We start from the raw sequence: 22,088 nt of genomic DNA, 5'->3' as shown, positions 1-22,088 counted from the left end.
TTCTCAACGCCGGTCTGCAAAAATTCCGTGAAAAATCAGGCAGTACTCAGGTTTTTCGATTCCGGGCCGAAAGCCTATCAGACACGCCGGAAATCTCGAAGCAGCACCACAATTATAAAGAGCAGGGAGTGACAGGACGATGAACAGTTTGCGCAGCATGTCGATCAGCCGCCGCCTTTGGCTGATCCTGATAGTCGCCGTGTTGATGCTGCTGGCCTTGGGGCTGTTGATGCTCAACCAGATCCACGGCGACCTCTACCAAGCCAAGCGCCAGCAGACCCAGCACGTGGTACAGACCGCCAGTGGCGTACTCAGCTATTACCAGAACCTGGAAAAAACCGGCGTGCTGACCCGCGACGCCGCGCAACAACAGGCCTTGAGCGCGGTGCGCGGCCTGCGTTATGACCACGATGATTACTTCTGGATCAACGACCTCACCCCCGTGATGATCATGCACGCGGCCAACCCCAAGCTCGACGGCCAGAACCTCTCGGCGATTCGCGACCCGGACGGTTTCGCCGTGTTCAACGAATTCGTGAGCCTGGCCAAGGCCAAGGGCGCCGGCATCGTCAACTACCGCTGGCCAAAGCCCGGCGCCGAAGCGCCGGTGGAGAAAACCTCGTACATCCAACTGTTCGAACCCTGGGGCTGGATCATCGGCTCCGGCGTCTACGTGGACGATGTGCAGGCCGAATTCAGGGGCCAGGTGTGGAAAGCCTCGGCTATTGGCCTGGGTATTGCGCTGATGATGGCCCTGCTGGTGGTGCTGATTGCCCGCAGCATCGTGCAGCCGTTGCAGGCGGCGGTGAATGCCATGGGCAATATCGCCAGCGGCGAAAGCGACCTGACCCACAGCCTCGACACCCACGGCCGTGACGAGTTGACGCAACTGGCCCAGCACTTCAATAGCTTCACCGCCAAGCTGCGCCAGGTGGTCGGCCAGTTGCAGGTGTGCGCGAACGCCCTGGGCCAGTCGTCCACCGAGCTGGGCCACAACGCCAGCCAGGCCCATGACCGCAGCCAGCAGCAATCGCAGCAGATGGAACTGGTGGCCACCGCCATCAACGAAGTCACCTACGGCGTGCAGGACGTGGCCAAGAATGCCGAGCACGCTGCCAGCGAAATGCGCGATGCCCAGGCCCAGGCACAACAGGGCCAGGTCAATATCGACGGCAGCTTGCAGCAGATCGACCAGCTCTCCACCACTATCAGCCAGGCTGTTGAGGTGATCCGCACGCTCTCCAGCGAAAGCACGCAGATCGGCGGCGTACTGGAAGTGATCCGCTCCATCGCCGACCAGACCAACCTGCTCGCCCTCAATGCCGCCATCGAAGCCGCCCGCGCCGGGGAGCAAGGCCGTGGGTTTGCGGTGGTCGCCGATGAGGTGCGCCTGCTGGCCCAGCGCACGCAGAAATCCACCGCCGAGATCCAGGTGATGATCGAGCGCCTGCAAGGCCACTCGGAAGCAGCGGTCAAGGTGATCAGCGACAGCCACAGCGCCTCGCAACTGACCATCGAACAAGCCGGCCAGGCGGGCGCGAGCCTCACCGCCATCGGCCAGGCGCTGCACAACCTCAACGGCCTGAACGCCTCGATAGCCAGCGCCACCCTGCAACAGGCCCACGTGGTGGAAGACATCAACCAGAACGTCACCCAAGCGGCCGGGTTGTCCCACAGCACCGCGCTGGCGGCCGAGCAGTCCAGCGTGGCGAGTGCACAGTTGCGTGGCTTGAGTGAACAGCTGGATGGGCTTTTGCGTCAGTTCAAGGTCTGACGCCCCTCAACGGTGGGAGAGCTGCCCTCTCCCACCGTCCAGCGGCCTCACATCCCCAGCCACTGCGGCAGTGCGAGGGAAATGAACGGCAGGTAGGTGACCATGATCAGGAACACCAACAGAATCATCAGCCACGGCATCGCCGCGCGGATGGTCTGCCCCAGGGTCAGCCCCGTCACCGCCGAAGTCACGAACAGGTTCAGCCCCACCGGTGGATGCACCAGGCCGATTTCCATGTTCACCACCATCACGATGCCCAGGTGAATCGGATCAATGCCCAGCTTCATCGCAATCGGGAAAAAGATCGGCGCCAGGATCAGCACAATGGCCGAAGGCTCCATAAAGCTGCCGGCAATCAGCAACACCACGTTGACCATGATCAAAAAGCCAATCGGCGTCAGCCCTTCGGAGATCACCCAGGCGGTAATTTGCTGGGGGATCTGCTCGGTGGTCAGCACGTGGGCAAACAGCATGGCGTTGGCGATGATGAACATCAGCATGATCGACAATCGCCCGGACTCCAGCAGCACTTTGGGGCAGTCGCGCAGCTTCATGTCCTTGTAGACGAACAGCGCGACAAACGCCGAATACACCGCCGCCACCGCCGCCGCTTCGGTCGGGGTGAACATGCCGCTGTAAATGCCCCCAAGGATGATCACCAGCAGCAACAGGCCCCAGAATGCCCGGCGTGCGCAACTCAGCCACTCACGGAACGTCGCCCGGGGTTGCGCCGGCAGCTTCTTGATGCGGGCGACGATGTAGATCGCGACCATCAACATCAGGCCCAGCAGCAAACCCGGAATCACCCCGGCCATGAACAATTTGCCTACTGAGGTTTCGGTCGCCGCCGAATACACCACCATCACAATCGACGGCGGAATCAGAATGCCCAAGGTCCCGGCATTGCAGATGATGCCCGCCCCAAACTCCTTCGGGTAACCGGAACGCACCATGCCTGCCACGGCAATCGAGCCCACTGCTGCCACCGTGGCCGGTGATGAGCCGGACAGCGCCGCAAACAGCATGCACGCCAGCACCGCCGCAATCGCCAGGCCACCGCGGATATGCCCGACACAGGCGTTGGCAAAGTCGATCAGCCGCTGGGCCACGCCGCCGGTGGTCATGAAGGCACCGGACAACAGGAAAAACGGAATCGCCAGGAAGGTGTAGGCGTCGCTGGTTTCAAACAGCTTGATCGCCAGGGAACTCACCGAGTCCTGGCTGAACATCAGGATCGACACCGCACCGGACAGCCCCAGGGCAATCGCAATCGGCACGCCCAGGAACATGAACACGAACAACAGCAGAAACAGACAGAGCACGGCCATCAGTGACGCTCCTCATGGCTGCCGGCCAACTTGCTGGCCTCACCGGCCTCGTCGGCCAACCCCAACCCGACCTGGCGGTGGGTAAAGATGCGGTAGAAAATTTCCAGGTAGCGGATCAAGACCAAGGCAAAGCCAATGGGCACGATCACCACGATGTCGCCGACATCGATACCGAACTGGTCGAGGTCTTCGGCGCCGATATGCGCGGTCATCACCGCACTCACCCACTTGTAGCTGGCTACCATGAACAGCCCGGCATAGGCCAGGCAGCACAGGCATGCGAGCATGCCGAGCAGGCGCTGCACCGGGCGCCGAGTCAGCCGCACCAGCGCGTCCACGCCCAGGTGGCCTGCGGTGCGCACGCCGTAAGAAATGCCGAAGAAAATCAACCAGCCGAACATGGCCTTGGTCAGCGCCACGCTCCAGGTCATCTCTTGGGCCAACGTCATGGTGCCGTCGCCCAGGGCATTGAAGAAGGGGCTGCTCCAGGCCCATTTGTCAGCCAGGGTAAAAAATAAGGTGTAGACGTTGTTGAGCATGACGTAGACGAATGTCACCAGGGTCATGGCGGCCAGCAGGAACGCAATGAAGCCTTCCTCCAGGTGCTCCCAGACGCGCCTTAGCGTTTGCATGGCAAAACCTCGCGAAAAAGGGATGGGTTATGCAAGGCACAGGGTGAAAACCGGTTCGACATGTGGGAGCGGGCTTGCTCGCGAATACAGTCTGTCAGTTGATAACACTGGTGACTGACCCACCGCTTTCGCGAGCAAGCCCGCTCCCACATTGGATCTCAGTATGCCCTGGGATTACTGGTTGGAAGCGTCCGCCGCCTTGATCAGGTCAGCCCCAATCTCGCCCTCGAACTTCTGCCACACCGGGCGCATGGCTTCGCGCCACAGCGCACGTTGCGCGGGGGTCAGTTCGATGATTTCGCTGGTCTTGGCGTCGATGATCTTCTGCTTGGCCGACTGGTTCAGCGCTTCGGCCTGCTTGTTCACCTCTACGGTAACCTCGGCCATGATCTGCTCCAGGGTGCTGCGCACATCCGGCGCCAGGCTGTTCCAGAATTTTGCGTTGGTGATCACCATGTAGTCGATCAGGCCATGGTTGGACTCGGTGAAGTACTTCTGCACTTCGTTGACCTTCTGGCTTTCATAATTCGACCAGGTGTTCTCGGTGCCATTCACGGTACCGGTCTGCAGGCCCTGGTAAACCTCGGCAAAACTCATCTTGCGCGGGTTGGCTCGGATCGCCTTGAACTGTTCTTCGAGCACACTGGAAGCCTGCACGCGGAACTTCAGGCCACGGGCGTCCTTGGGTTCATGCAGGGCCTTGTTGGCAGACAGTTGCTTGAGACCGTTGTGCCAATAGGCCAGGCCGAGGATGTTCTTATCCTGCATCGAGGTCAGCAGTTGCTTGCCCTGAGCGGCCTGGAAACGGTCGACGGCGGCCAGATCGTTGAACAGGAACGGCAAGTCGTAGATCTGCACTTGCTTGGTGTAATGCTCGAATTTGGCCAGGGAGGGCGCCAGCATTTGCACGTCGCCCAGCAGCAACGCTTCCATTTCCTTGCCATCGCCAAACAGCGACGAGTTCGGGTACACCTCGACCTTGACCTTGCCGGGCAGGCGCTCTTCAGCAAGTTTTTTAAACAGCAAGGCGCCCTGGCCTTTAGGGGTGTTTTCGGCAACCACGTGGGCGAACTTGATCACAATCGGGTCTGCCGCCTGGGCCAGGCCCGCGGTAAACAACGTGGCGGCGCACAGCAGCGCCCGGGAAAGCTTGAGCATGGGAATCACCTTTTTATTGTTGTGTTGTAAGGCAAGGTGCCTGATGAAACGCGTGTCGTGAATTTCGAATTTTAGATACCTGCGTTCGGCCTAGCCGAACGCGTCCAGGGTGGGAGCTGGCTTGCCTGCGATAGCGGTGTGTCAGACAACACAGACATTGACTGTTCTGCCGCTATCGCAGCATAGATATCTCCACAACTTCGGTACGACGCTAAACCTGTGGCGAGGGAGCTTGCTCCCGTGACGGACTGACAGCCGACAGCTATCTACCTGACACCCCAACGATCCAAATGTGGGAGCTGGCTTGCCTGCGAAGACGGCCTGGCAGTCAATACAGTTGGATTGTGTACATATTCATTCCTGCGGTAACGGCCACTTAGGGTTCCGCCCTGACGGCGGCTCACTTTTGAAAAGCGCAAAAGTAAGCAAAACGCTCTTGCCCCACCACTCGGCACCTCGCTTGGGCTCGGTGTGCCGGTAATCCGCCAGTGATTTGGGGGGCCGCCGCCACGCGCCATCCATGGCGCGGGGCGGCTAAACCGGCATCCCTGCCGGTTTACCCCCCAAATCACTGTCGAATTCCGGCCAGCGTGGTTTGACGGGGCGCCAGAGATCAAAAGCAGAGCAAGATCAAGCGCGACTCGCTTCGCATCGTGGTTACCCCGTCGGCTGCTACAACCTACAAAATTGTGTAGATACCTATGGCTATCGCAGGCAAGCCAGCTCCCACATTTTGTTACCGGTTTTGTCAGTTACAGTTGCGCGGCCAGCAGCCGCTGCGCGCGCAGCAGTACCGGCGCATCCACCATCTGCCCGTCAATCTGATAAGCCCCTGCCCCATGGGCGCCCGCCTCCACCACCCGCCTGGCCCAGGCCAGCTCTTCGGCGCTCGGCGCCAGCGCGGCATGGATCACTGCGACTTGCTTGGGATGAATGCACAACGCGCCGGCAAAGCCCATTTCATAAGCGTGCCGGATCGAGCGGTGCAGGCCTTCGGGGTCGTCGATGGCCGGGTGCACGCCGTCCAGCGGCGCCGCCAGGCCCGCGGCGCGCGAATGCACGATCAGCGCCAGGCGCGCCTGGTCGAGGGCCAGTTCGGCCGCGCGGGAGTGACTGCTCAGGTTGAGGTCCAGCGCCAGGTCCAAGCCGCCGAACGACAGGCGCTCTACCTGGGGCGCCTGGGCAATCTGCGCCAGTGCCAGCAAACCCCGTGCGCTTTCAATAATTGGCCAGATACGTTTGCCGGTCGCGGCCACCACCGCCACCTGAGCCGCGCTTTCGACCTTGGGCAGCAACACCCCCGCCACATTTGCATGGGCCTTGCAGAAGGCGACATCGGCAAAATGCTCAGCATGCTGGGGCGCGTTGATGCGTACCCACACCTGGGCTTCGGCATGCGCATGCAGGAACGCGCCCAGATTATCCCGGGCCTGACGCTTGAGCGGCTCTTCCACCGCGTCTTCGAAATCCACAATCACTGCGTCGGCGCCGCTGGCCAGGGCCTTGGCAAACCGCTCCGGGCGGCTGCCCGGCACAAACAGCGCAGAACGTACTAATGGCTTTGGCATCACTTGATTCCTGATTAGATAACACCGCGCTCGCGCAGGCTGTTAATGGCCTCAACGGAGTAACCCAGCTGGTCGAGGATGCCTTGGCTGTGTTGCCCCAGCGCTGGCACGCCGTCCATGCGCGGGGTAAACGCAGCGTTACGCGCCGGTGGCAGCAGCGACGGCAACGGCCCCGCCGGGCTGTCGACTTCGCGCCAGCGGTCGCGGGCCTTGAGTTGTGGGTGGTCCCACACGCCTTGCATGTCGTTGACCCGTGCACTGGCAATCTGCGCGTCTTCCAGGCGCTGGATCACCGCCTCGACGTCCAGTGGGGCAAAGCGCTCCACGATGATCTGGCGCAGCAGCTCGCGGTTGGCCGAGCGCTTGAAGTTGGCGCTGAAGCGCTCGTCCGTCGCCAGCGCCGGGCTGAGCAGCACTTTGTCGCAGAACGCCGCCCATTCGCGCTCGTTCTGCAAGCCGAGCATCACCGTGCCGCCGCCTCCAGTGGGAAACGGCCCGTAAGGGTAAATCGTCGAATGCGCGGCACCCGCACGCGGTGGCGGCGGCGCGCCGTCGAAGGCGTAGTACATCGGGTAGCCCATCCACTCCACCAGGCTTTCGAGCATACTCACATCGATGCGGCTGCCCTGGCCGGTTTTGCCGCGCAGCAGCAGCGCCGACAGAATGCCGCTGTAGGCGTACATGCCGGCCGAGATGTCCGCGATAGAGCAACCGGCCTTGGCCATCTGTTCTTCATCTGGGCCACCGGTCACCGAGAGAAAGCCGCCCTCGCTCTGGATCAACAGGTCGTAGGCTTTCTTTTTCTCGTAGGGCCCGCCTTCGCCGTAGCCGGAAATATCGCAGACGATCAGCCGTGGAAAGCGCGCGTGCAGCGCCTCGAACGATAAGCCCATGCGCGCCGCCGCGCCGGGGGCAAGGTTCTGCACCAGCACATCGGCGTCGGCCAGCAGCGCATCCAGAATGGCGCCCGCCTCGTCCTGCTTGAGGTCCAGGGTCAGGCTTTCCTTGGAGCGGTTGGTCCAGACGAAATGCGATGCCAGGCCACGCACCCGCTCGTCATAGCCACGGGCGAAGTCGCCGGTGCCGGGGCGCTCCACCTTGATGACCCGGGCACCCAGGTCGGCCAGTTGGCGCGTACAGAATGGCGCGGCAATCGCGTGTTCCAGGCTGACGACGGTGATGCCGTCCAGCGGTCGTTGTTCAGTCATCACAAATTCCTCCAAGCCAATGGGCCATGGACGCGGTAGTGCGCAGGTTCCACACATGCTCGATCAGGCGGTTGGCCTGGGCCGGGGTGCGGGCGCCGCTGAAGTGGGCCAGGCGCTGGAACTTATCCGCCAGCTCGGCACGGCTCAGGGTGTTGCCCGGGTCACCCTTGGGTTCATCAATGGCACCGTGCAGCGTGCGGCCATCGGTGGTGGTGACGGTGACGCGGCCCAGCCAGCGTTGCGGGTAGGCGCTGTCGACTTCGGGGTCCAGGCTCATGCTGACCTTGTCGCGAAACGCCGCGACCGCAGGATCGCTCAACGCCAGGTCATGGAATTCAGGCAACCCGGCTTTGCCATGCACGGCGATCAGGCCGAGCACGGTGCCCATGGAGAATTTGGCCTGGTGCACGGTGGCCGGTACCGTCACCCGGCCGAGTACGTCGATGGCGCCTTGGTGCACGTGGGTTTGCACCTGGGAAATCTGTGCAGCGCTCAAGCCTTCACGCTGCATCACGTCCAATAGCGCATCGGCAGCGGGATGGGTGTGACGGCAGGAGGCGTGGAACTTGAACGAGGTTTCTACCAGTGCCCAACGGCTGCCCAGGTCGGCAGACAATTTGCCCGGCTGCGCATCACTGGACATGCCCGCCGCCAAACCCTGGTCGCCTTCAAGAATATTGCGCGCGCCGGTCAGCCCATCGGCCGTCAGGTAAGCCGCCAGCAAGCCGTCCGCCGCCGCCTTGGCCGTGTGCAGTTGCTTGGAGTCGGCGGCATCGCGCAGAAACTCCCACAGCCCGGCGGCCTGGGTGCCGGCGCTGCCGAGCAGGTTGATGAATTGCTCTTCGTTGAAGTCGAGCAACTTGCCCACCGCGACCGCTGCCGCCAGGGTGCCGACCGTGGCCGTGGTGTGGAAGATGCGGTAGTGGGAACGGCCCAGGAACTCACCGATGCGAATCCCCGCCTCATAGCCGGCCACCGAGGCCAGCAACAGTTCACGGCCAGACTTGCCGAAGTCCTGGGCAGCGGCCAACGCGGCGGGAAATACCACAGTGGCGGGGTGCAGCACCGAGCTGTTGTGCAGGTCATCCTGCTCCACCAGATGTGAGGAGGCGGCGTTGACCAGGGCGGCAAAATACGCGCTGGTGCCGGTGCCGTTGACGATCACCTGGGCCGGGCCGCTGCTCGGGCCCATCTTCTGTGCGTAGCGTTCAAACAGGGGAATCGGGTGCGCGCCCTGGCTGGCCAAGGCGGATGCGAGCCAATCCAGGTAAAGCTCTTCGGTGCGCGCCAGTACGTGCTCGGGCAACTGCGCGTAAGTCAGCTCGGCCAGGAACCGGCAAAGGGCTTGGGTATGATGCATGCTCAAGGCCCTCAGAAGCTGCGCGGCAGTTCGAGCAAATGCTCGGCCACGTAGGACAGGATCAGGTTGGTGGAGATCGGTGCGACCTGGTACAGGCGGGTCTCGCGGAATTTACGCTCCACGTCGTACTCGCAGGCAAAGCCGAAGCCGCCGTGGGTTTGCAGGCAGGCGTTGGCCGCTTCCCAGGACGCCTTGGCCGCCAGGTACTTGGCCATGTTGGCACTGGCCCCGGCGTTCTTGCCGCTGTCGTATTCCTCACAGGCGCGCCAGCGCATCAGGTCCGCCGCTTCAATCTCGATATGCGCCTCGGCAATCGGGAACTGCACGCCCTGGTTCTGTCCGATGGGCCGGCCAAACACCACACGGTCGCGGGCATAGGCGCTGGCCTTTTCGATAAACCAGCGGCCGTCACCGATGCACTCGGCGGCAATCAGCGTGCGCTCGGCATTCAGGCCATCGAGGATGTATTTGAAACCCTTGCCCTCCTCGCCAATCAGGCTGTCCAGGGGCAGCTCCAGGTTGTCGAAGAACAGCTCGTTGGTCTCGTGGTTGACCATATTGGCGATGGGCTGCACGGTGAGGCCGTTGCCGATGGCCTGGCGCAGGTCCACCAGGAAGATCGACATGCCTTCGGACTTTTTCTTTACGTCGGCCAAAGGCGTGGTGCGCGCCAGCAGGATCATCAGGTCGGAATGCTGTACCCGAGAGATCCAGACTTTCTGGCCGTTGATCACGTACTTGTCGCCGTGCTTGATCGCCGTGGTCTTGATCTTGGTGGTGTCGGTGCCGGTAGTGGGCTCGGTGACGGCCATCGACTGCAGGCGCAATTCACCACTGGCCAGCTTGGGCAGGTAGAAGCGTTTTTGCGCCTCGCTGCCGTGACGCAGCAGGGTGAACATGTTGTACATCTGGCCATGCACGGTGCCCGAGTTGCCGCCGCAGCGGTTGACTTCCTCAAGGATTACCGAGGCTTCGGCCAGGCCCAGGCCGGAACCGCCGTATTCCTCGGGGATCATTGCCGACAGCCAACCGGCGTCGGTCAGCGCCTTGACGAAGGTTTCGGGGAAGCCCTTTTCTTCATCGATCTTGCGCCAGTAAGCGGCATCGAATTCGGCGCACAAGGCACGCACACCGTCGCGGATGGCGTTGAGTTCTTCAGTGTCGTGGGCATTCATTAACGGCTCTCCGCCTGTTGTTATTGGGTTATTCGAAATGCACCTGGGCGGTCTGCGCCAGGCCTTCAGTGTTGCCAGCCCAGAGTTCTGCGACGCCAGTTGCGCTGATGCGCCCGCCCACCTCAAAAGGCTGTGGCGCGGTCAGTGGGCGCACACCGCGATAGGCAAAGCGGCGCAGGGTCGCTTCGGGGTGCGCCCGGCAGAACGCGCGCAGGCTCAAGGTGGCGATCAGCGGGCCATGCACCACCAGGCCGGCATAGCCTTCGGTGCCGGTGACATAGGGGTAGTCGTAATGAATGCGGTGGCCGTTGAACGTCACGGCGCTGTAGCGAAACAACAAGGTCGGCGTCGGCTCGACGGCCTCTGTCCATTCGCCTTGGGCCAGCGCGTCGCCGCTGCCCGCCTTGGGTGGCGTGGGTTCGCGGTAGACGATGTCCTGTTCCTCGCGGATGGCCAGGCGACCGTCCTGGGAGTAGTCATGGCGCACGGTGACGAATAACAGTGAACCGGTGCGGCCGGTTTTTTCTTCGACCTGGGTGATGGTGGATACGCGCGTGGCCGCCTCGCCAGCCCGCAAAGGGTGCAAAAACTCAAGGCGCCCACCGGCCCACATGCGATTGCGGTTATCGGCCGGTGGCAGGAACCCACCGCGTGCCGGGTGACCGTCGCTGCCCAGGGCCGATTCGGGCAACGGGTCCTGGAAAAAACACCATTGCCACAACGCAGGCACCGCGTCGCCATCGGCAGGCACGGCTTCATCGAACGTGGCGGCGATACGCTTGAGCAGGTTATGGCTCAGGTGGTCGTGGGCGGTCTCACTTCGGCCGATCCAATCAGTGGCGCTCATCGAGTGCAGGTCCTCAGGCAGTGGGTGTCTGCCGTGGATCATGCAAGGGCCTGCCCGTTCTGAGAATTTGCATTTCAATAAACCAGCGTTCGGTTATGCTGAACGCCATTAATTGAAAAACACCGCATATCCCTGTGGGAGCGGGCTTGCTCGCGAAAGCGCAGTGTCAGTCACTGAATACATTGGCTGATCCACCGCTTTCGCGAGCAAGCCCGCTCCCACATTTGGATCTTCATTGTGATGAGGTTTGGTGTTTATACCGGGAGCCTTGCATGCACTTCGATCTCGCCGACCTGCGCCTGTTTATCCATATCGCCGAATCTCCCAGCCTTACCCAGGGCGCCAAGCGCGCCTTCCTGTCGCCGGCTGCCGCCAGTGCGCGGATCAAGGCCCTGGAAGGCCAGCTCGACACGCGCCTGTTGTACCGCGACAGCCGGGGCGTGGAGATCACCCCGGCAGGCGAGCGGCTGTTGCACCATGCGCGGTTGATCATGCGCCAGGTGGATTACCTCAAAAGCGAGTTCACCCAATACGGCGTGGATTCGGCCGGGCATATCCGTATCTTCGCCAACACCACGGCGGTCACCGAATTTTTGCCGGAGGTTCTGGCAGGCTTTCTGTCACAGCGCCCCGGCGTCACCGTCGACCTGCAGGAACGCCTGTCACGGGACATCGTGCGCGGGGTGCTCGATGGCACCAGTGACATGGGCATCATCGCCGGCCCCGTGGAAGCCTCCGGCTTGCAAGTACTGCATTTCAGCACCGATGAACTGGTGCTGATGGTGCCGGTCGGGCATCCGTTGGCCGACCTGCCTTCAGTGACCCTTGAGCAAACCCTGGCGTATCAGCACATCGGCCTGCATGAAGGCAGCACGCTGTTGAGTTTCCTGCGCGAACACGTCGAGCGCCTGGGTAAGCAATTGTCGCTGCGTATCCAGGTCTCGAGCTTCGAGGCGATCTGCCGGATGGTCGAGGCCGGCGTGGGCATCGGCATCATTCCCGAGTCCGCCGCCCTGCGCCACAGCCGCACCATGCAACTGGTGACCGTGAAGCTCGACGAACCCTGGGCGATTCGCGAGCGCAGCATCCTGGTACGTGAGCTGGAAGCGTTGCCAGGGACCATTCGCGCGCTGATCGCCACGTTGATGCCCTGATCCTTGCTCGAAAAAAACCTCAACGATAACGGGTGTTTTCTGGATAAACGCGGCGCCTGTGCGTTTTTGGCGAGCGAGCTCGCTCCTACAGGTGGCTGTTAACAGTCTTTGACAGTTTCCCGACAAAGCACTCAAAGATTCCAAGCCCCCGCCGGCCTAGCATTCCAGCATCCAAACCATCGCTCGGGTGCTCTTGATGTTTCGCAGGTTGCGCGGTATTCCGCTCTTGGGTTGCCTGATGGGCAGTATCGGTTGCCACTCGCAACCGCCTGCCCCGCCGCCGATTCAAAAAGGCGATTACGGCGCAATCATCCGCTACCTGCAAACCCGCATTCCCCGGGAGATGGCGCGGGACAATGTGGCAGGTTTGTCGATTGCGCTGGTCAATGGCCAGGAGCTGATCTGGGCCCGTGGCTTTGGCCTGGCTGACAAAGACCAGGGGGTGCCGGTCACGCCCAATACCGCGTTTCGCGCCGGTGGCATTTCCAAACTGCTGAGCGCCACGGCGGCGCTGCAGCTGGTGGAGCAGCACCACCTGGCGCTGGATGCACCGATCCAGCAGACCCTGCGTGAGTTCTACGTACGTTCACGCTTTCACAGCGACCAGGCCGAGGCGGATCGAGCGATCACTTTGCGGCGCTTGCTCAGCCATCAATCCGGCTTGCCCAGCGAGCACCTGCGCGACCTGCGCAGCACTTACGCCATGGGGCAAATGCCGATGCGCGTGTCGGGTGTGTGGCTGAGCAGCCTGCCGGGGTCCCAGGTGGCGTACTCCAACCTTGGTTATTCACTGGTGGGCGCGGCCATCGAGCGCAGCAGCGGTAAAAGCTTTGAAGCCCAGTTGCAAAGCAGCCTGCTCACGCCCCTGCGAATGAACCAGTCCAGCTTCGTGGGCACCGGTGCGCAAATGGGCTTTCGCGCCCATGGTTACGAGGACGGCAAGGCCAGCACCGACGCCCAGGTGCGTGACCTCGCCGCCGGTGGCCTGTGGACCAGCCCCAAAGACCTCAGCCGCTACGTACGCATGCTATTTGCCAAGGGCACCTACAAGGGCAGCCAGATCCTCGGCAGCGCTTCTATCGACGCCATGTTTACCCAGCAAAACACCGGCAATGCCCTGGATTTCGACTGCCAGATCGGCCTGGGCTGGTTTCTCGCGCCCTGCGGTGACGAGCCCATCGGCCCCGGTGTGCGCACCTACCAGCACAGCGGTGGCGGCGATGACTTCGTCGCCCAATTGACCCTGCTACCGGATCAGCAACTGGCGGTGATCATCATGGCCAACGACAGCAACGCCGAAGACATGGTGGTGTCACTGACCACCGACAGCCTGCGCCTGATGCTCCAGGCACAGACCGGCCAGCCCGTGTGCGCCGATGACTGCCAGGCCCCGAGCCACGGCCTCAAGCTGCGCCATGTGCCGGCGGCGGTGGATCGCAAGCGCCTGGCTGGTTTCTATGCGACCGCCTGGGGCGTGTTCCGCATCAGGGATGAGCATGCGCGCTTGACCGGCGAACTGGCCGGCTACGATTTCGAGCTGTTACGTGATGAACAAGGCTGGCTGCGCGCGCAGAAAAAGATCCTCGGCTTCTGGCGCAAGGACCTGGGCGAGTTGGGCCGCGTGCAGTTGGATCTGATCCAGGTACAAGGCCGCCAAATGCTCACCGCGCGCAGCCACGGCCAACGCATTGCCATCGGTGAACGCATCGAGCCACCGCCCTTGCCTACCGCCTGGGCCAACACGGTCGGCACCTATCAGGTGCTCAGCAGCCATGAACCCGACGCGCCATTGAGTGGCATCAGCGTGCGTCAGGAGGACGGCTTTCTGGTGATTCGCGGCCAATTGCACGGCGAGCCGCTGACCGACTACATCCTGCTGCCCATCGACAACGCCCATGCGGTACTGGCCGGCAACGGCTACGGCCTGGGCGATACCGTCAGCCGCCAGGTCAACGGGCTGAGCGCTTCGGGTTATTCCTTCAAACGTACCCAATCACCCCACATACCCTCGAATTTCTAACCAGGAGAAACACCTGATGCACGCAAAAAACCTGTGCCTGTCATTGACCTCACTGTGCCTGCTCGCCGCCGCCGATACGGCGCTTGCCGAAGAGTGGCAATACAGCCTCAAGGCCGGCATGGCCAACGCACCCCGCTACAGTGGCAGCGACGAACGTATGACGGCGCCTGTACTCGGCGGCAAAATCATCAGCCCCTGGGGCGTCTTCCTCGATACTGATACGGGCCTGGGCTGGGGTTACGAAGGTAATGCCCTGAGCTTCAGCGCATACGTTGGCGCAAGCGGTTCGCGTAAGGATAAAAATGAAAGCATGCAGGCCGGCTCCAAACGCCTCAAAGGTATGGGCCAGATCAAGTCACGTCCGCAATTGGGAGTGAGTGCCGCCTACAACCTCGGCGGTGTGATCATCGGCGCCACCCTGGAACATGCGCTTGAAGAAGATAAACACAAGGAAACCGGCAAGGCTTTTACCCATCTGGAGTTGAGCCTGGGTACCCATCTGTATGAAGGCCGCTACGGCTGCGTCGATGCCGCCATCAACAGCCACTTCGGTGACCGCAACTACCTGCAAACCTGGTACGGCGTGACTACCGACCAGGCCACCCGCAGCCGCTTCAAGGAATACAAGGCAAGTGCCGGCAATATCAGCAATGGCATGAGCCTTTCATGGAGCGTGCCGATCAACGAACACACGCAGTTCTCGACCTTGCTGGATGTGCAATACCTGGCGGACAAGGCCGGCAAGAGCCCGATTGTGGAGCAGCGGTTGCAGGCGTCGGTGTCGGGGGAGTTGCAATACACCTTCTGATCTACCTTGCCCTCTGTAGGAGCGAGCTTGCTCGCGAAAAACGTCCACGATAACGCGTGTTTTCTAGATAAACGCGGCGCCTGTTAGTGCTTCGCGAGCAAGCTCGCTCCTACAGAGACAATGCCAGTTCCTTAGTAACCCAACGACAAGCCCGTGTTGCGCCGCGGGTCATTGGCCCCATAGAAACGGTTGTTACCCACCGGCTTGCCCTCCAGGGAAGGCGCGCCTACCAGGATGGCGGCCAGGTGGTTGGCATCTTGCGGGCCGGCAAACGTGTGGCCCCAGCTTTCGAGGATCTTCTGGGTGTCCGGGCTGACGGCAAAGGTCTCAAGGTTGGTGGTTTCCGGCATCCATTGCTGGTGGAAGCGCGGTGCATCCACGGCTTCCTGGATGTTCATCTTGTAGTCGATGACATTCAGGATGGTCAGCAAGGTCGCGGTGATAATGCGGCTGCCCCCCGGTGTGCCAACGACCATTACTGCCTTGCCGTCCTTAGTGACGATGGTCGGGCTCATCGATGACAACGGCGCCTTGCCCGGTGCGATGGCGTTGGCTTCGCCCTGCACCAGCCCATACATATTCGGCACCCCGACCTTCACGGTGAAGTCATCCATTTCATCGTTGAGAATCACCCCGGTCTTGCTGGCCATCACCCCGGCGCCAAACCAGTCGTTGAGGGTATAGGTCACCGAGACCGCGTTGCCCCACTTGTCGACGATGGAATAGTGGGTGGTGTTATTGCCTTCGTGGGGCGACACACCTGGCTTGATCGCCTGGGAGTCACCGGCCTTCTGCGGCTCGATGGCAGCGCGTAACTTGGCCGCGTAGTTCTTGTCCAGCAGATGCTCGATGGGGTTCTTCACGAAGTCCGGATCACCCAGGTAGCTGTTGCGGTCCACGTAGGCATGGCGCATCGCTTCGATCTGGTAGTGCAGGCCCTGGGCCGAGTGATAGCCCAGATCGGCCATCGGGTAGCCTTCGAGGATGTTCATGATCTGGCAGATCACCACACCGCCCGAGCTGGGTGGCGGCGCCGAGACCACATGGTAGCCACGGTAGTCGCACTCGATGGGGGCCAGTTCGCGGGTTTTGTAGGCGTCGAGGTCGGCCTGGGTGATGATGCCTTTGCCGGCCTGGCTGGAATCCACCACCGCCTTGGCGACCCAGCCTTTATAGAAACCGTCGGTGCCCTTGGCCGAGATTTCCTTGAGGGTCTTGGCCAGGTCCTTCTGCACCAGCTTCTGGCCCACCTGCATCGGTTTGCCGTTGTGCAGGAAGATCCCGCGCATGTCCTGGTCTTTTTCGAACTCACCGGTGGCGGTGTGCAACAGGTCGATATCGCCCTGCTCCAGCGCAAAGCCGTTTTCCGCCAGCTTGATCGCCGGGGCAATCACTTGGGCGCGCTTGAGGGTGCCGTATTTGCTCAGGGCCAGCTCCATGCCAGACACCGTGCCCGGTACGCCGACCGCCAAATGGCCTTTGGCGCTGAGGCTTTCGACCACATTGCCGGCCTTGTCGAGGTACATGTCGGCCGTCGCCGCCAACGGGGCTTTTTCGCGGAAGTCGAGGAAGGTCTTGCGCCCGTCCGCCAGTTGCACGGTCATGAAACCACCGCCGCCCAAGTTGCCCGCCGCCGGGTACACCACCGCCAGTGCGTAACCTACCGCCACCGCCGCATCGACCGCGTTGCCGCCGGCCTTGAGCACATCAACACCCACGTGGGTTGCCAAGTGCTGGGCCGTGACCACCATGCCATTTTCACCCGCAACCGGGGCTTGGGAAGCTGCGTGCACACCGTTGACCGTCAAGACCAGCGCGGTCGCAATCAACGTGTGACTGAAGGGTTGGTATTTCATCCATGGCTACTCTGTTTATTGAGATGCACCAAAATAGCTCCTAGCCGATTTAATCCCCAGCGCAATGGCGTTTTTATTACAGAACTTGTCGGTCATGGAACGCACACCGCTGCGCAAGTCGGCAATCAGCTCTGGTCTATAAAATTAATGGCGCTAGAATCGGCGCCATTCTTTTACCGCCGCCCTGATACGAGCCTGTCCATGAGCTTTGATTTCGACACGATCCACCCACGCTTCAATACCGGCAGTACCAAGTGGAGCCGTTACCCGCAAGACGTCCTGCCGATGTGGATCGCTGACATGGACATCGCCGCGCCGCCCGCCATCTTGCAAGCCCTGCACGCGCGCCTCGACCAGCAGATTCTCGGCTACAGCGTGGCCGGCCCGGACGTGCGCGACGCTATCGTTGCCGACTTGTGGGCCAAGTACGCCTGGCGCGTGCAGCCTGAAGAACTGCTGTTTCTGCCCGGCGTGGAGCCTGGCTTCAATATGGCCCTGCACGCCTTCGTCCAGCCTGGCCAGGCGGTGGTGCTGCAAACCCCCAACTATCGGCCGATTCGCCTGGCGCCCGGCAACTGGAACCTGCCACGCATCGAAGTGCCGTTCCAATTGATCGATGGCGAGTACCGCACACCGCTGCCGGCCATGCGCCAAGCCTTGAGCGGGGCCGGGGCGCTGTTGCTGAGCAACCCGCACAACCCCATCGGCAAGGTGTTTGCCCGTGAAGAGCTGCTGGCGGTGGCCAATGCCTGCCTGGACACCGGCGCATTGATCATCAGCGACGAAATCCACGCCGAGCTGTGCTTCGACGGCCGTCGCCACATCCCCACCGCCAGCCTCAGCCCCGAGATCGCCCAGCGCACCATCACGCTGATGTCAGCGAGCAAGGCGTATAACGTGGCCGGCCTGAAGACCTGCTTCGCCGTGGTCCAGAACGCCGAGGTGCGCGAGCGTTTCAATCAGGCGCGCTGCGGCATGGTTGACAGCGTCAGCCCCCTGGGCCTGGAAGCCACACGCGCCGCCTACAGCGAATGCACCGAGTGGCTCAGCGCGCTGGTGCAGTACCTGCAAGCCAACCGCGACTACCTGCTCGACGCGGTAAAAACCCGCCTGCCCGGCGTGGTGATGCATGCGCCACAGGGCACCTTCCTGGCGTGGCTCGATTGCAGCGCCCTGGGTCTTGATGACCCGCAGCAGTTCTTTCTGGAGCAGGCCAAGGTGGGCCTGAGCGCGGGGATTGAATTTGGCGATGACAGCCAGCAATTCGTGCGCCTGAACTTCGGTTGCCCACGGGCGATGCTGGAGGAAGGCGTGCAGCGCATGCAGATCAGCTTACAAAACCGCTGACGTCGGTCGGAACCGCACGGGAGATTTTCCGCACATACCGGGCTTAGCTGCCCGCTGTGCCATTGAAATTCTCCCGGAGCCGCCCGTCGATGATTCTGCCGCCACGCCCACTCCCCCTCATTGCCTGGGATTTCAAACCCATCGCCGGCGATACCCCGCAGGCCTTGCCGGCCTACTCAGTGGAGCCTCTACAACCGCCACGCAAACCGGCGTTGAGGCAAAACCGCAGTACATCGGTAGACCACCAGAAAGCCCTCTACCGGCAGCTGTTGCAGGCCACGCACACTGCGCTGCCCAGGGTCCGCGACGAAGCCAAGCAATGGGCCGAGGCGCTGGTGTTCAAGTTGACCGGGCGCAAGGTCGATGCCGACGCCATCTTCCTCAATCGCTTCCAGCAAGCACAAAGTGCCAATACCGTCACCGACTGGGAACATCTGAGGGAAGAACCCACGGTTTCCCAGGCGCTGCCGGACGCGTTGTTGAGCAACTTCAGCGAACACGACGCACTGCCCGGCGTGCTTGACCAGCAGGCCGGCCTGTACACGGTCGGCCGCGGGCAAAGTACCCAAGGCGGCTATGGCGCCCATAACCAGTTTGCGCTGGCGCCTTCCCAGCTGATGCATGAAAGCTGGAAAACCGACTTTCAGGCGCACATGACTCAAAAGCTCGAACGCTTCTGGCACGACCATGGCGATGACTACCGCACCGCCTTGAAAGGCGAGTTCATTTATCAGGCCCGTGAACAGCTCAAGGCCTACGAGCGCGCCTCACCCGCCGAACGCCTGAACATGCCGGCCGAGCAGCGCTTTACCCGCGATGATTACCGCCTGGTGATGGGCGCCGCCGCCAACCTGCCCCTGGATGAAAACCAAGCCCTGAGCGTCGAACAACTACGAGCGACAGCGCCGGTAGAAGGCCGCACACGGGTTCACGTGTTTGACATCAACGGGCGCCCCGCTCACGACATCCTGCGTTTCACCGCCACTGACTACGGCAGCCACGGGCAATTGCGTGATCGTCGAGACGGCGTGCAGGTCCTGTATATGCCGGGGCACAAGCCCGCTTTCCTGCGCTTTGATTCCCTGGACGCGATGGACCAATGGGTGGCCGAGCAAGGCCGGCATGCCGAGACGCGCCAGGCGCTGCAATCGCACTTCGCCCTCAGGGACCGACAAGACAGCGACTTGGGGTTCTGGAGCGATTTCAAATCCTTCATCACCGGCGATTCGCGCTCGAACAAAGGCGCGGACAGCGCCATTCGCTACTTGGCCAGCGGCTACTGGGACACCCTGGAAGGGACCGTTATCGACAGCGCCAATGTGCGCATTCACGGCGACGTGTTCAGCGTGATCAAAGACGCCACCCGCGAACGCATGTCCCGCGATGCAGACGTCATGATCAAGTCCAACAGCGAGGTCACCCGCGATACCTGGCTTAACGATTTGACCGTAGCCGCCGGCCTGGCGGCCAAGTTCGCAGTGATTGGCGAGCCGGTTGTGGTCGGTGTCGCGGCCGCCGCCGGCCTTGTAGAAGCCCAATTGGGTGTCGAGCAATCGATCACGGGGGACACGCAGGCCGAGCGCAAACACGGCAGCACTGCCGCACTGGATGGCGCGCTCAATGAGCTGTTTGCCATCGTGGGCGGTACCGTGAAGGAGCCTGCTTTTGAGCAACCGGCCACGATCCCCTTGACTCGGGAGCTTTTCAGCGACGGCCGGCAGGCAATGGTCATCGAACACCCTTTGAGCCCCAGTGCCTATACCCTGCCACGCGCCAATGGCTATGACCTGGTGGACCGTGGTCGGGTGTATCGCTACCTCAATACAAGACCTGGCGAGCTGACCGACCTGCAAGCAGCAGAACACGCCAAGCCCTTGGAGGGCTTTGAGGCGCTTTGCCCTGCGCCCGCTGCGGGTGGGCGGGTGCGACGCGGCATCCAGGACGAGTGTTTCGTTAAACTTATCGCCGACCTGCCCAAACCCCAAGAACGCCTGCAGGCCCTGGAGCACGTGCGCTTGTTCCCGTCCAAGGCCGGGCTGTTCACGCGCGAGCGCACGGTGGTCTATGAAAAACGCCTGCACAAAATAGTCAAAGGCGACACCGGCCCCCAACTGGTGCCCGTCGCCAACGGCGAACGCATCACTTACAAGGCGCACGTGCACGGCCAGCTCATTGACGACCCCGATTTCGGCTTTTACACAGGCGATAGCGCCGGCACGCTTGCTAACGATACTCGGGTGGTCAAACTCGGCAGCATCAGCAACGCCAGCAATGATCAGCGCCAGCTCAGAGGCGTGGTCGTCACCAGCGCCAGCCAGCGCTACCTGGTGGTAGAGGCTGACACTGCCGAGTTCTATTACGCACCACTGGATAAAACCCAAACCCGGGATATCAGGTTCAAGAAATGCGGGCCTCTAGAGATGAGCCTTGCGCAAGGATACCGCCAGTTTCTGAGTGCCAACCATGCTGTGCAGGCCCTTAAGGCCGACTTTGTCGCGCTGGCTCCGCTCAAAAAAGCCTTCAAGCAACTGCAGCGCTCAGGTTTTAGCAAAGCCGACATCGACGAATTGAAGCGCCACTGCAAGGGCATGACCCCTGAGCAGAGGCGCGAAGTGGTGTACCGGCTGCAGCAAGCCAACGCCATCGTGAAACCGGATGTGGCCTTGCGCCCCCATGGTGTTTCACCGTTGCCTGGCAACCAGGTGCATCCGGCCGCAGACCTGGCCAGGGCCGACGCGGCCAGGCTTACCCTGGGCTGGTTGGGGCGCACCGCCAAGCTGAAAGCCGCCAATACCGTGCAGGTGGCCATGGGTGAAGCCACGACACTCACGAGCGGCAACGACGTGCTCTCCACCCGCAGCCTGACCGACTGCTCGGCCATTGCGGTGCTCACCGACTGGGACGGTGCGCGTTACCAGACCCGCACGCTGATGCACCTGACCGGCAGCAACCTGGAACTGGGCCTGCGAGGCGGCAATACCCAAGCGTTGCTGGATCGATTGAACGCATCACTGAACAAAGGTGGGCAGGTCATTCTGGTAGGCGGGGTCAATTCAGGTTCACTGCAAGGCATGGCCACCACCATCGGGCAATCGTTGCAGGGCGAACAACCGCTCAGGACACTGCTTCAAGCACGGCCCGGCGTCAGCGTCACGCTGGCCAGCTCCCTGGGCATCACGGTGAATGCTGATGGCACGTTTGAGCTGATCGAGGGAACGGGCAAAGGTGTCATGCCCGAGGATCAGGTCAGGGAAATTTTCAATCGAGTTGACTGAGGGCACTGCCACACGCCTTTCCCTGACCCTGTTGGGCGTTTACAACTTGGCAATGGACACTTCTGTGGACTTCACAAAGGCAATCACCTCACTGCCCACTTTCAATTCCAGGTCACGCACCGAGCGCGTGGTGATCACCGACGTCACAATGCCCGACGCAGTCTGCACGTCGATTTCCGACACCACTTCCCCCAGCAGAATCTCCTTGATCACGCCTTTGAACTGGTTGCGCACGTTGATCGCTTTGATGGTCATGTCGGCTTTCCTTTTGGCTGTTGGGTCAATCCGCACGAATGCGCAGGCCCTCAAAATGCGCTGCCGGATAGAATATTAAAAGGAATAAATATCTATTTATTTATTCGATATAGGAATATGTGTAGTGATGTTTCATGACCCGCCTACGGCTGAATTTGTGTGTGGCAGCGACCTATGACCGCACATCTTGTGCGTTGACCAACTTTGTCACACCCCATATAGTGTGCCCACAAACAGATCAGACCACTACATAGTGTGCAGCATCGGTATTTACCGACCACACTACGCGCAGTATTTCAATGCCTTGTAGCCTGCAAAAACAT

16 protein-coding genes are annotated in these 22,088 nt (G+C 61.6%); 6 read left to right on the top strand and 10 right to left on the bottom strand.

Features of this window, described 5'->3' with window-relative positions:
- The first annotated feature begins 139 nt into the window (after positions 1-139).
- Entirely contained in the window at positions 140-1,774 is a 1,635-nt protein-coding gene (locus N2A98_RS12125; RefSeq protein ID WP_047710779.1) for a methyl-accepting chemotaxis protein, read from the top strand.
- Between the two features lie 47 nt (positions 1,775-1,821).
- On the opposite strand, the gene dctM is transcribed toward N2A98_RS12125, so the two are convergent.
- The 8 genes from dctM to N2A98_RS12085 all read right to left on the bottom strand — a co-directional run bounded on the left by dctM (position 1,822) and on the right by N2A98_RS12085 (position 11,050).
- Complete coding sequence (dctM, locus tag N2A98_RS12120; RefSeq protein WP_014718351.1) at positions 1,822-3,102, bottom strand: C4-dicarboxylate TRAP transporter large permease protein DctM; 1,281 nt, start codon at positions 3,100-3,102, stop codon at positions 1,822-1,824.
- A complete protein-coding gene (locus N2A98_RS12115; protein ID WP_047710778.1) occupies positions 3,102-3,734 on the bottom strand; it encodes a TRAP transporter small permease in 633 nt (210 codons plus the stop codon). Before N2A98_RS12115 ends, dctM begins: the two co-directional genes overlap by 1 nt.
- A 174-nt stretch (positions 3,735-3,908) precedes the next feature.
- Complete coding sequence (locus N2A98_RS12110; protein ID WP_047710777.1) at positions 3,909-4,892, bottom strand: TRAP transporter substrate-binding protein; 984 nt, start codon at positions 4,890-4,892, stop codon at positions 3,909-3,911.
- A gap of 752 nt (positions 4,893-5,644) precedes the next feature.
- Positions 5,645-6,460, bottom strand: coding sequence for a CoA ester lyase (locus N2A98_RS12105; RefSeq protein WP_275623503.1), 816 nt, complete (start codon positions 6,458-6,460; stop codon positions 5,645-5,647).
- A gap of 14 nt (positions 6,461-6,474) precedes the next feature.
- Entirely contained in the window at positions 6,475-7,668 is a 1,194-nt protein-coding gene (locus tag N2A98_RS12100; RefSeq protein ID WP_078466862.1) for a CaiB/BaiF CoA-transferase family protein, read from the bottom strand.
- Positions 7,661-9,028: an MmgE/PrpD family protein gene (locus tag N2A98_RS12095; RefSeq protein ID WP_275623502.1), complete on the bottom strand. Its 1,368-nt coding sequence runs from the start codon at positions 9,026-9,028 to the stop codon at positions 7,661-7,663. The genes N2A98_RS12100 and N2A98_RS12095 overlap by 8 nt, the downstream gene beginning before the upstream one ends.
- 11 nt (positions 9,029-9,039) lie before the next feature.
- Complete coding sequence (locus N2A98_RS12090) at positions 9,040-10,203, bottom strand: acyl-CoA dehydrogenase family protein (RefSeq protein WP_275623501.1); 1,164 nt, start codon at positions 10,201-10,203, stop codon at positions 9,040-9,042.
- Between the two features lie 28 nt (positions 10,204-10,231).
- Positions 10,232-11,050, bottom strand: coding sequence for a MaoC family dehydratase N-terminal domain-containing protein (locus N2A98_RS12085; RefSeq protein WP_275623500.1), 819 nt, complete (start codon positions 11,048-11,050; stop codon positions 10,232-10,234).
- 272 nt (positions 11,051-11,322) lie between these two features.
- Between N2A98_RS12085 and N2A98_RS12080 the strand changes: the two genes are divergently transcribed.
- The 3 genes from N2A98_RS12080 to N2A98_RS12070 all read left to right on the top strand — a co-directional run bounded on the left by N2A98_RS12080 (position 11,323) and on the right by N2A98_RS12070 (position 15,032).
- Positions 11,323-12,204, top strand: a complete 882-nt coding sequence (locus tag N2A98_RS12080; protein WP_003191032.1) for a LysR family transcriptional regulator — start codon at positions 11,323-11,325, stop codon at positions 12,202-12,204.
- A 196-nt stretch (positions 12,205-12,400) separates the two neighbouring features.
- Positions 12,401-14,224, top strand: coding sequence for a serine hydrolase domain-containing protein (locus tag N2A98_RS12075; protein WP_275623499.1), 1,824 nt, complete (start codon positions 12,401-12,403; stop codon positions 14,222-14,224).
- A 16-nt stretch (positions 14,225-14,240) separates the two neighbouring features.
- Positions 14,241-15,032 (top strand): MipA/OmpV family protein, encoded by a 792-nt coding sequence (locus N2A98_RS12070; RefSeq protein WP_275623498.1) that lies wholly within the window; start codon positions 14,241-14,243, stop codon positions 15,030-15,032.
- A 131-nt stretch (positions 15,033-15,163) separates the two neighbouring features.
- Here the strand turns inward: N2A98_RS12070 and ggt are convergent, their stop codons facing one another.
- Positions 15,164-16,888 carry a gamma-glutamyltransferase gene (gene ggt, locus N2A98_RS12065; RefSeq protein ID WP_275623497.1) on the bottom strand — a complete coding sequence of 575 codons (1,725 nt, stop codon included), beginning with the start codon at positions 16,886-16,888 and terminating at the stop codon, positions 15,164-15,166.
- A 201-nt stretch (positions 16,889-17,089) separates the two neighbouring features.
- Here ggt and N2A98_RS12060 point away from each other — a divergent pair, with 201 nt between their 5' ends.
- Positions 17,090-18,235, top strand: coding sequence for a PatB family C-S lyase (locus N2A98_RS12060; RefSeq protein ID WP_275623496.1), 1,146 nt, complete (start codon positions 17,090-17,092; stop codon positions 18,233-18,235).
- A gap of 89 nt (positions 18,236-18,324) precedes the next feature.
- The gene (locus N2A98_RS12055) at positions 18,325-21,510 is read left to right on the top strand and encodes a DUF6543 domain-containing protein (RefSeq protein ID WP_275623495.1); all 3,186 of its coding nucleotides are present in this window, start codon (positions 18,325-18,327) and stop codon (positions 21,508-21,510) included.
- A 39-nt stretch (positions 21,511-21,549) separates the two neighbouring features.
- Here the strand turns inward: N2A98_RS12055 and N2A98_RS12050 are convergent, their stop codons facing one another.
- Positions 21,550-21,765, bottom strand: a complete 216-nt coding sequence (locus N2A98_RS12050; protein WP_003173733.1) for a TOBE domain-containing protein — start codon at positions 21,763-21,765, stop codon at positions 21,550-21,552.
- Between the last annotated feature and the right edge of the window lie 323 nt (positions 21,766-22,088).

Source organism: Pseudomonas sp. FJ2-5-13 (assembly GCF_029201605.1).
GTDB classification, from domain to species: Bacteria; Pseudomonadota; Gammaproteobacteria; order Pseudomonadales; family Pseudomonadaceae; genus Aquipseudomonas; species Aquipseudomonas lactis.
The sequence above is the reverse complement of the archived record's forward strand: the minus strand, read 5'-3'. Positions and strand labels throughout refer to the sequence as shown.

What these genes read in the sequence shown, in the direction of transcription:
- N2A98_RS12095 (WP_275623502.1), bottom strand. Translation starts at nt 9,028, where the DNA reads ATGCATCATACCCAAGCCCTTTGCCGGTTCCTGGCCGAGCTGACTTAC.
- N2A98_RS12125 (WP_047710779.1), top strand. Translation starts at nt 140, where the DNA reads ATGAACAGTTTGCGCAGCATGTCGATCAGCCGCCGCCTTTGGCTGATC.
- N2A98_RS12105 (WP_275623503.1), bottom strand. Translation starts at nt 6,460, where the DNA reads ATGCCAAAGCCATTAGTACGTTCTGCGCTGTTTGTGCCGGGCAGCCGC.
- N2A98_RS12055 (WP_275623495.1), top strand. Translation starts at nt 18,325, where the DNA reads ATGATTCTGCCGCCACGCCCACTCCCCCTCATTGCCTGGGATTTCAAA.
- N2A98_RS12115 (WP_047710778.1), bottom strand. Translation starts at nt 3,734, where the DNA reads ATGCAAACGCTAAGGCGCGTCTGGGAGCACCTGGAGGAAGGCTTCATT.
- N2A98_RS12080 (WP_003191032.1), top strand. Translation starts at nt 11,323, where the DNA reads ATGCACTTCGATCTCGCCGACCTGCGCCTGTTTATCCATATCGCCGAA.
- N2A98_RS12070 (WP_275623498.1), top strand. Translation starts at nt 14,241, where the DNA reads ATGCACGCAAAAAACCTGTGCCTGTCATTGACCTCACTGTGCCTGCTC.
- N2A98_RS12050 (WP_003173733.1), bottom strand. Translation starts at nt 21,765, where the DNA reads ATGACCATCAAAGCGATCAACGTGCGCAACCAGTTCAAAGGCGTGATC.
- N2A98_RS12110 (WP_047710777.1), bottom strand. Translation starts at nt 4,892, where the DNA reads ATGCTCAAGCTTTCCCGGGCGCTGCTGTGCGCCGCCACGTTGTTTACC.
- N2A98_RS12090 (WP_275623501.1), bottom strand. Translation starts at nt 10,203, where the DNA reads ATGAATGCCCACGACACTGAAGAACTCAACGCCATCCGCGACGGTGTG.
- dctM (WP_014718351.1), bottom strand. Translation starts at nt 3,102, where the DNA reads ATGGCCGTGCTCTGTCTGTTTCTGCTGTTGTTCGTGTTCATGTTCCTG.
- N2A98_RS12085 (WP_275623500.1), bottom strand. Translation starts at nt 11,050, where the DNA reads ATGAGCGCCACTGATTGGATCGGCCGAAGTGAGACCGCCCACGACCAC.
- N2A98_RS12100 (WP_078466862.1), bottom strand. Translation starts at nt 7,668, where the DNA reads ATGACTGAACAACGACCGCTGGACGGCATCACCGTCGTCAGCCTGGAA.
- N2A98_RS12075 (WP_275623499.1), top strand. Translation starts at nt 12,401, where the DNA reads ATGTTTCGCAGGTTGCGCGGTATTCCGCTCTTGGGTTGCCTGATGGGC.
- N2A98_RS12060 (WP_275623496.1), top strand. Translation starts at nt 17,090, where the DNA reads ATGAGCTTTGATTTCGACACGATCCACCCACGCTTCAATACCGGCAGT.
- ggt (WP_275623497.1), bottom strand. Translation starts at nt 16,888, where the DNA reads ATGAAATACCAACCCTTCAGTCACACGTTGATTGCGACCGCGCTGGTC.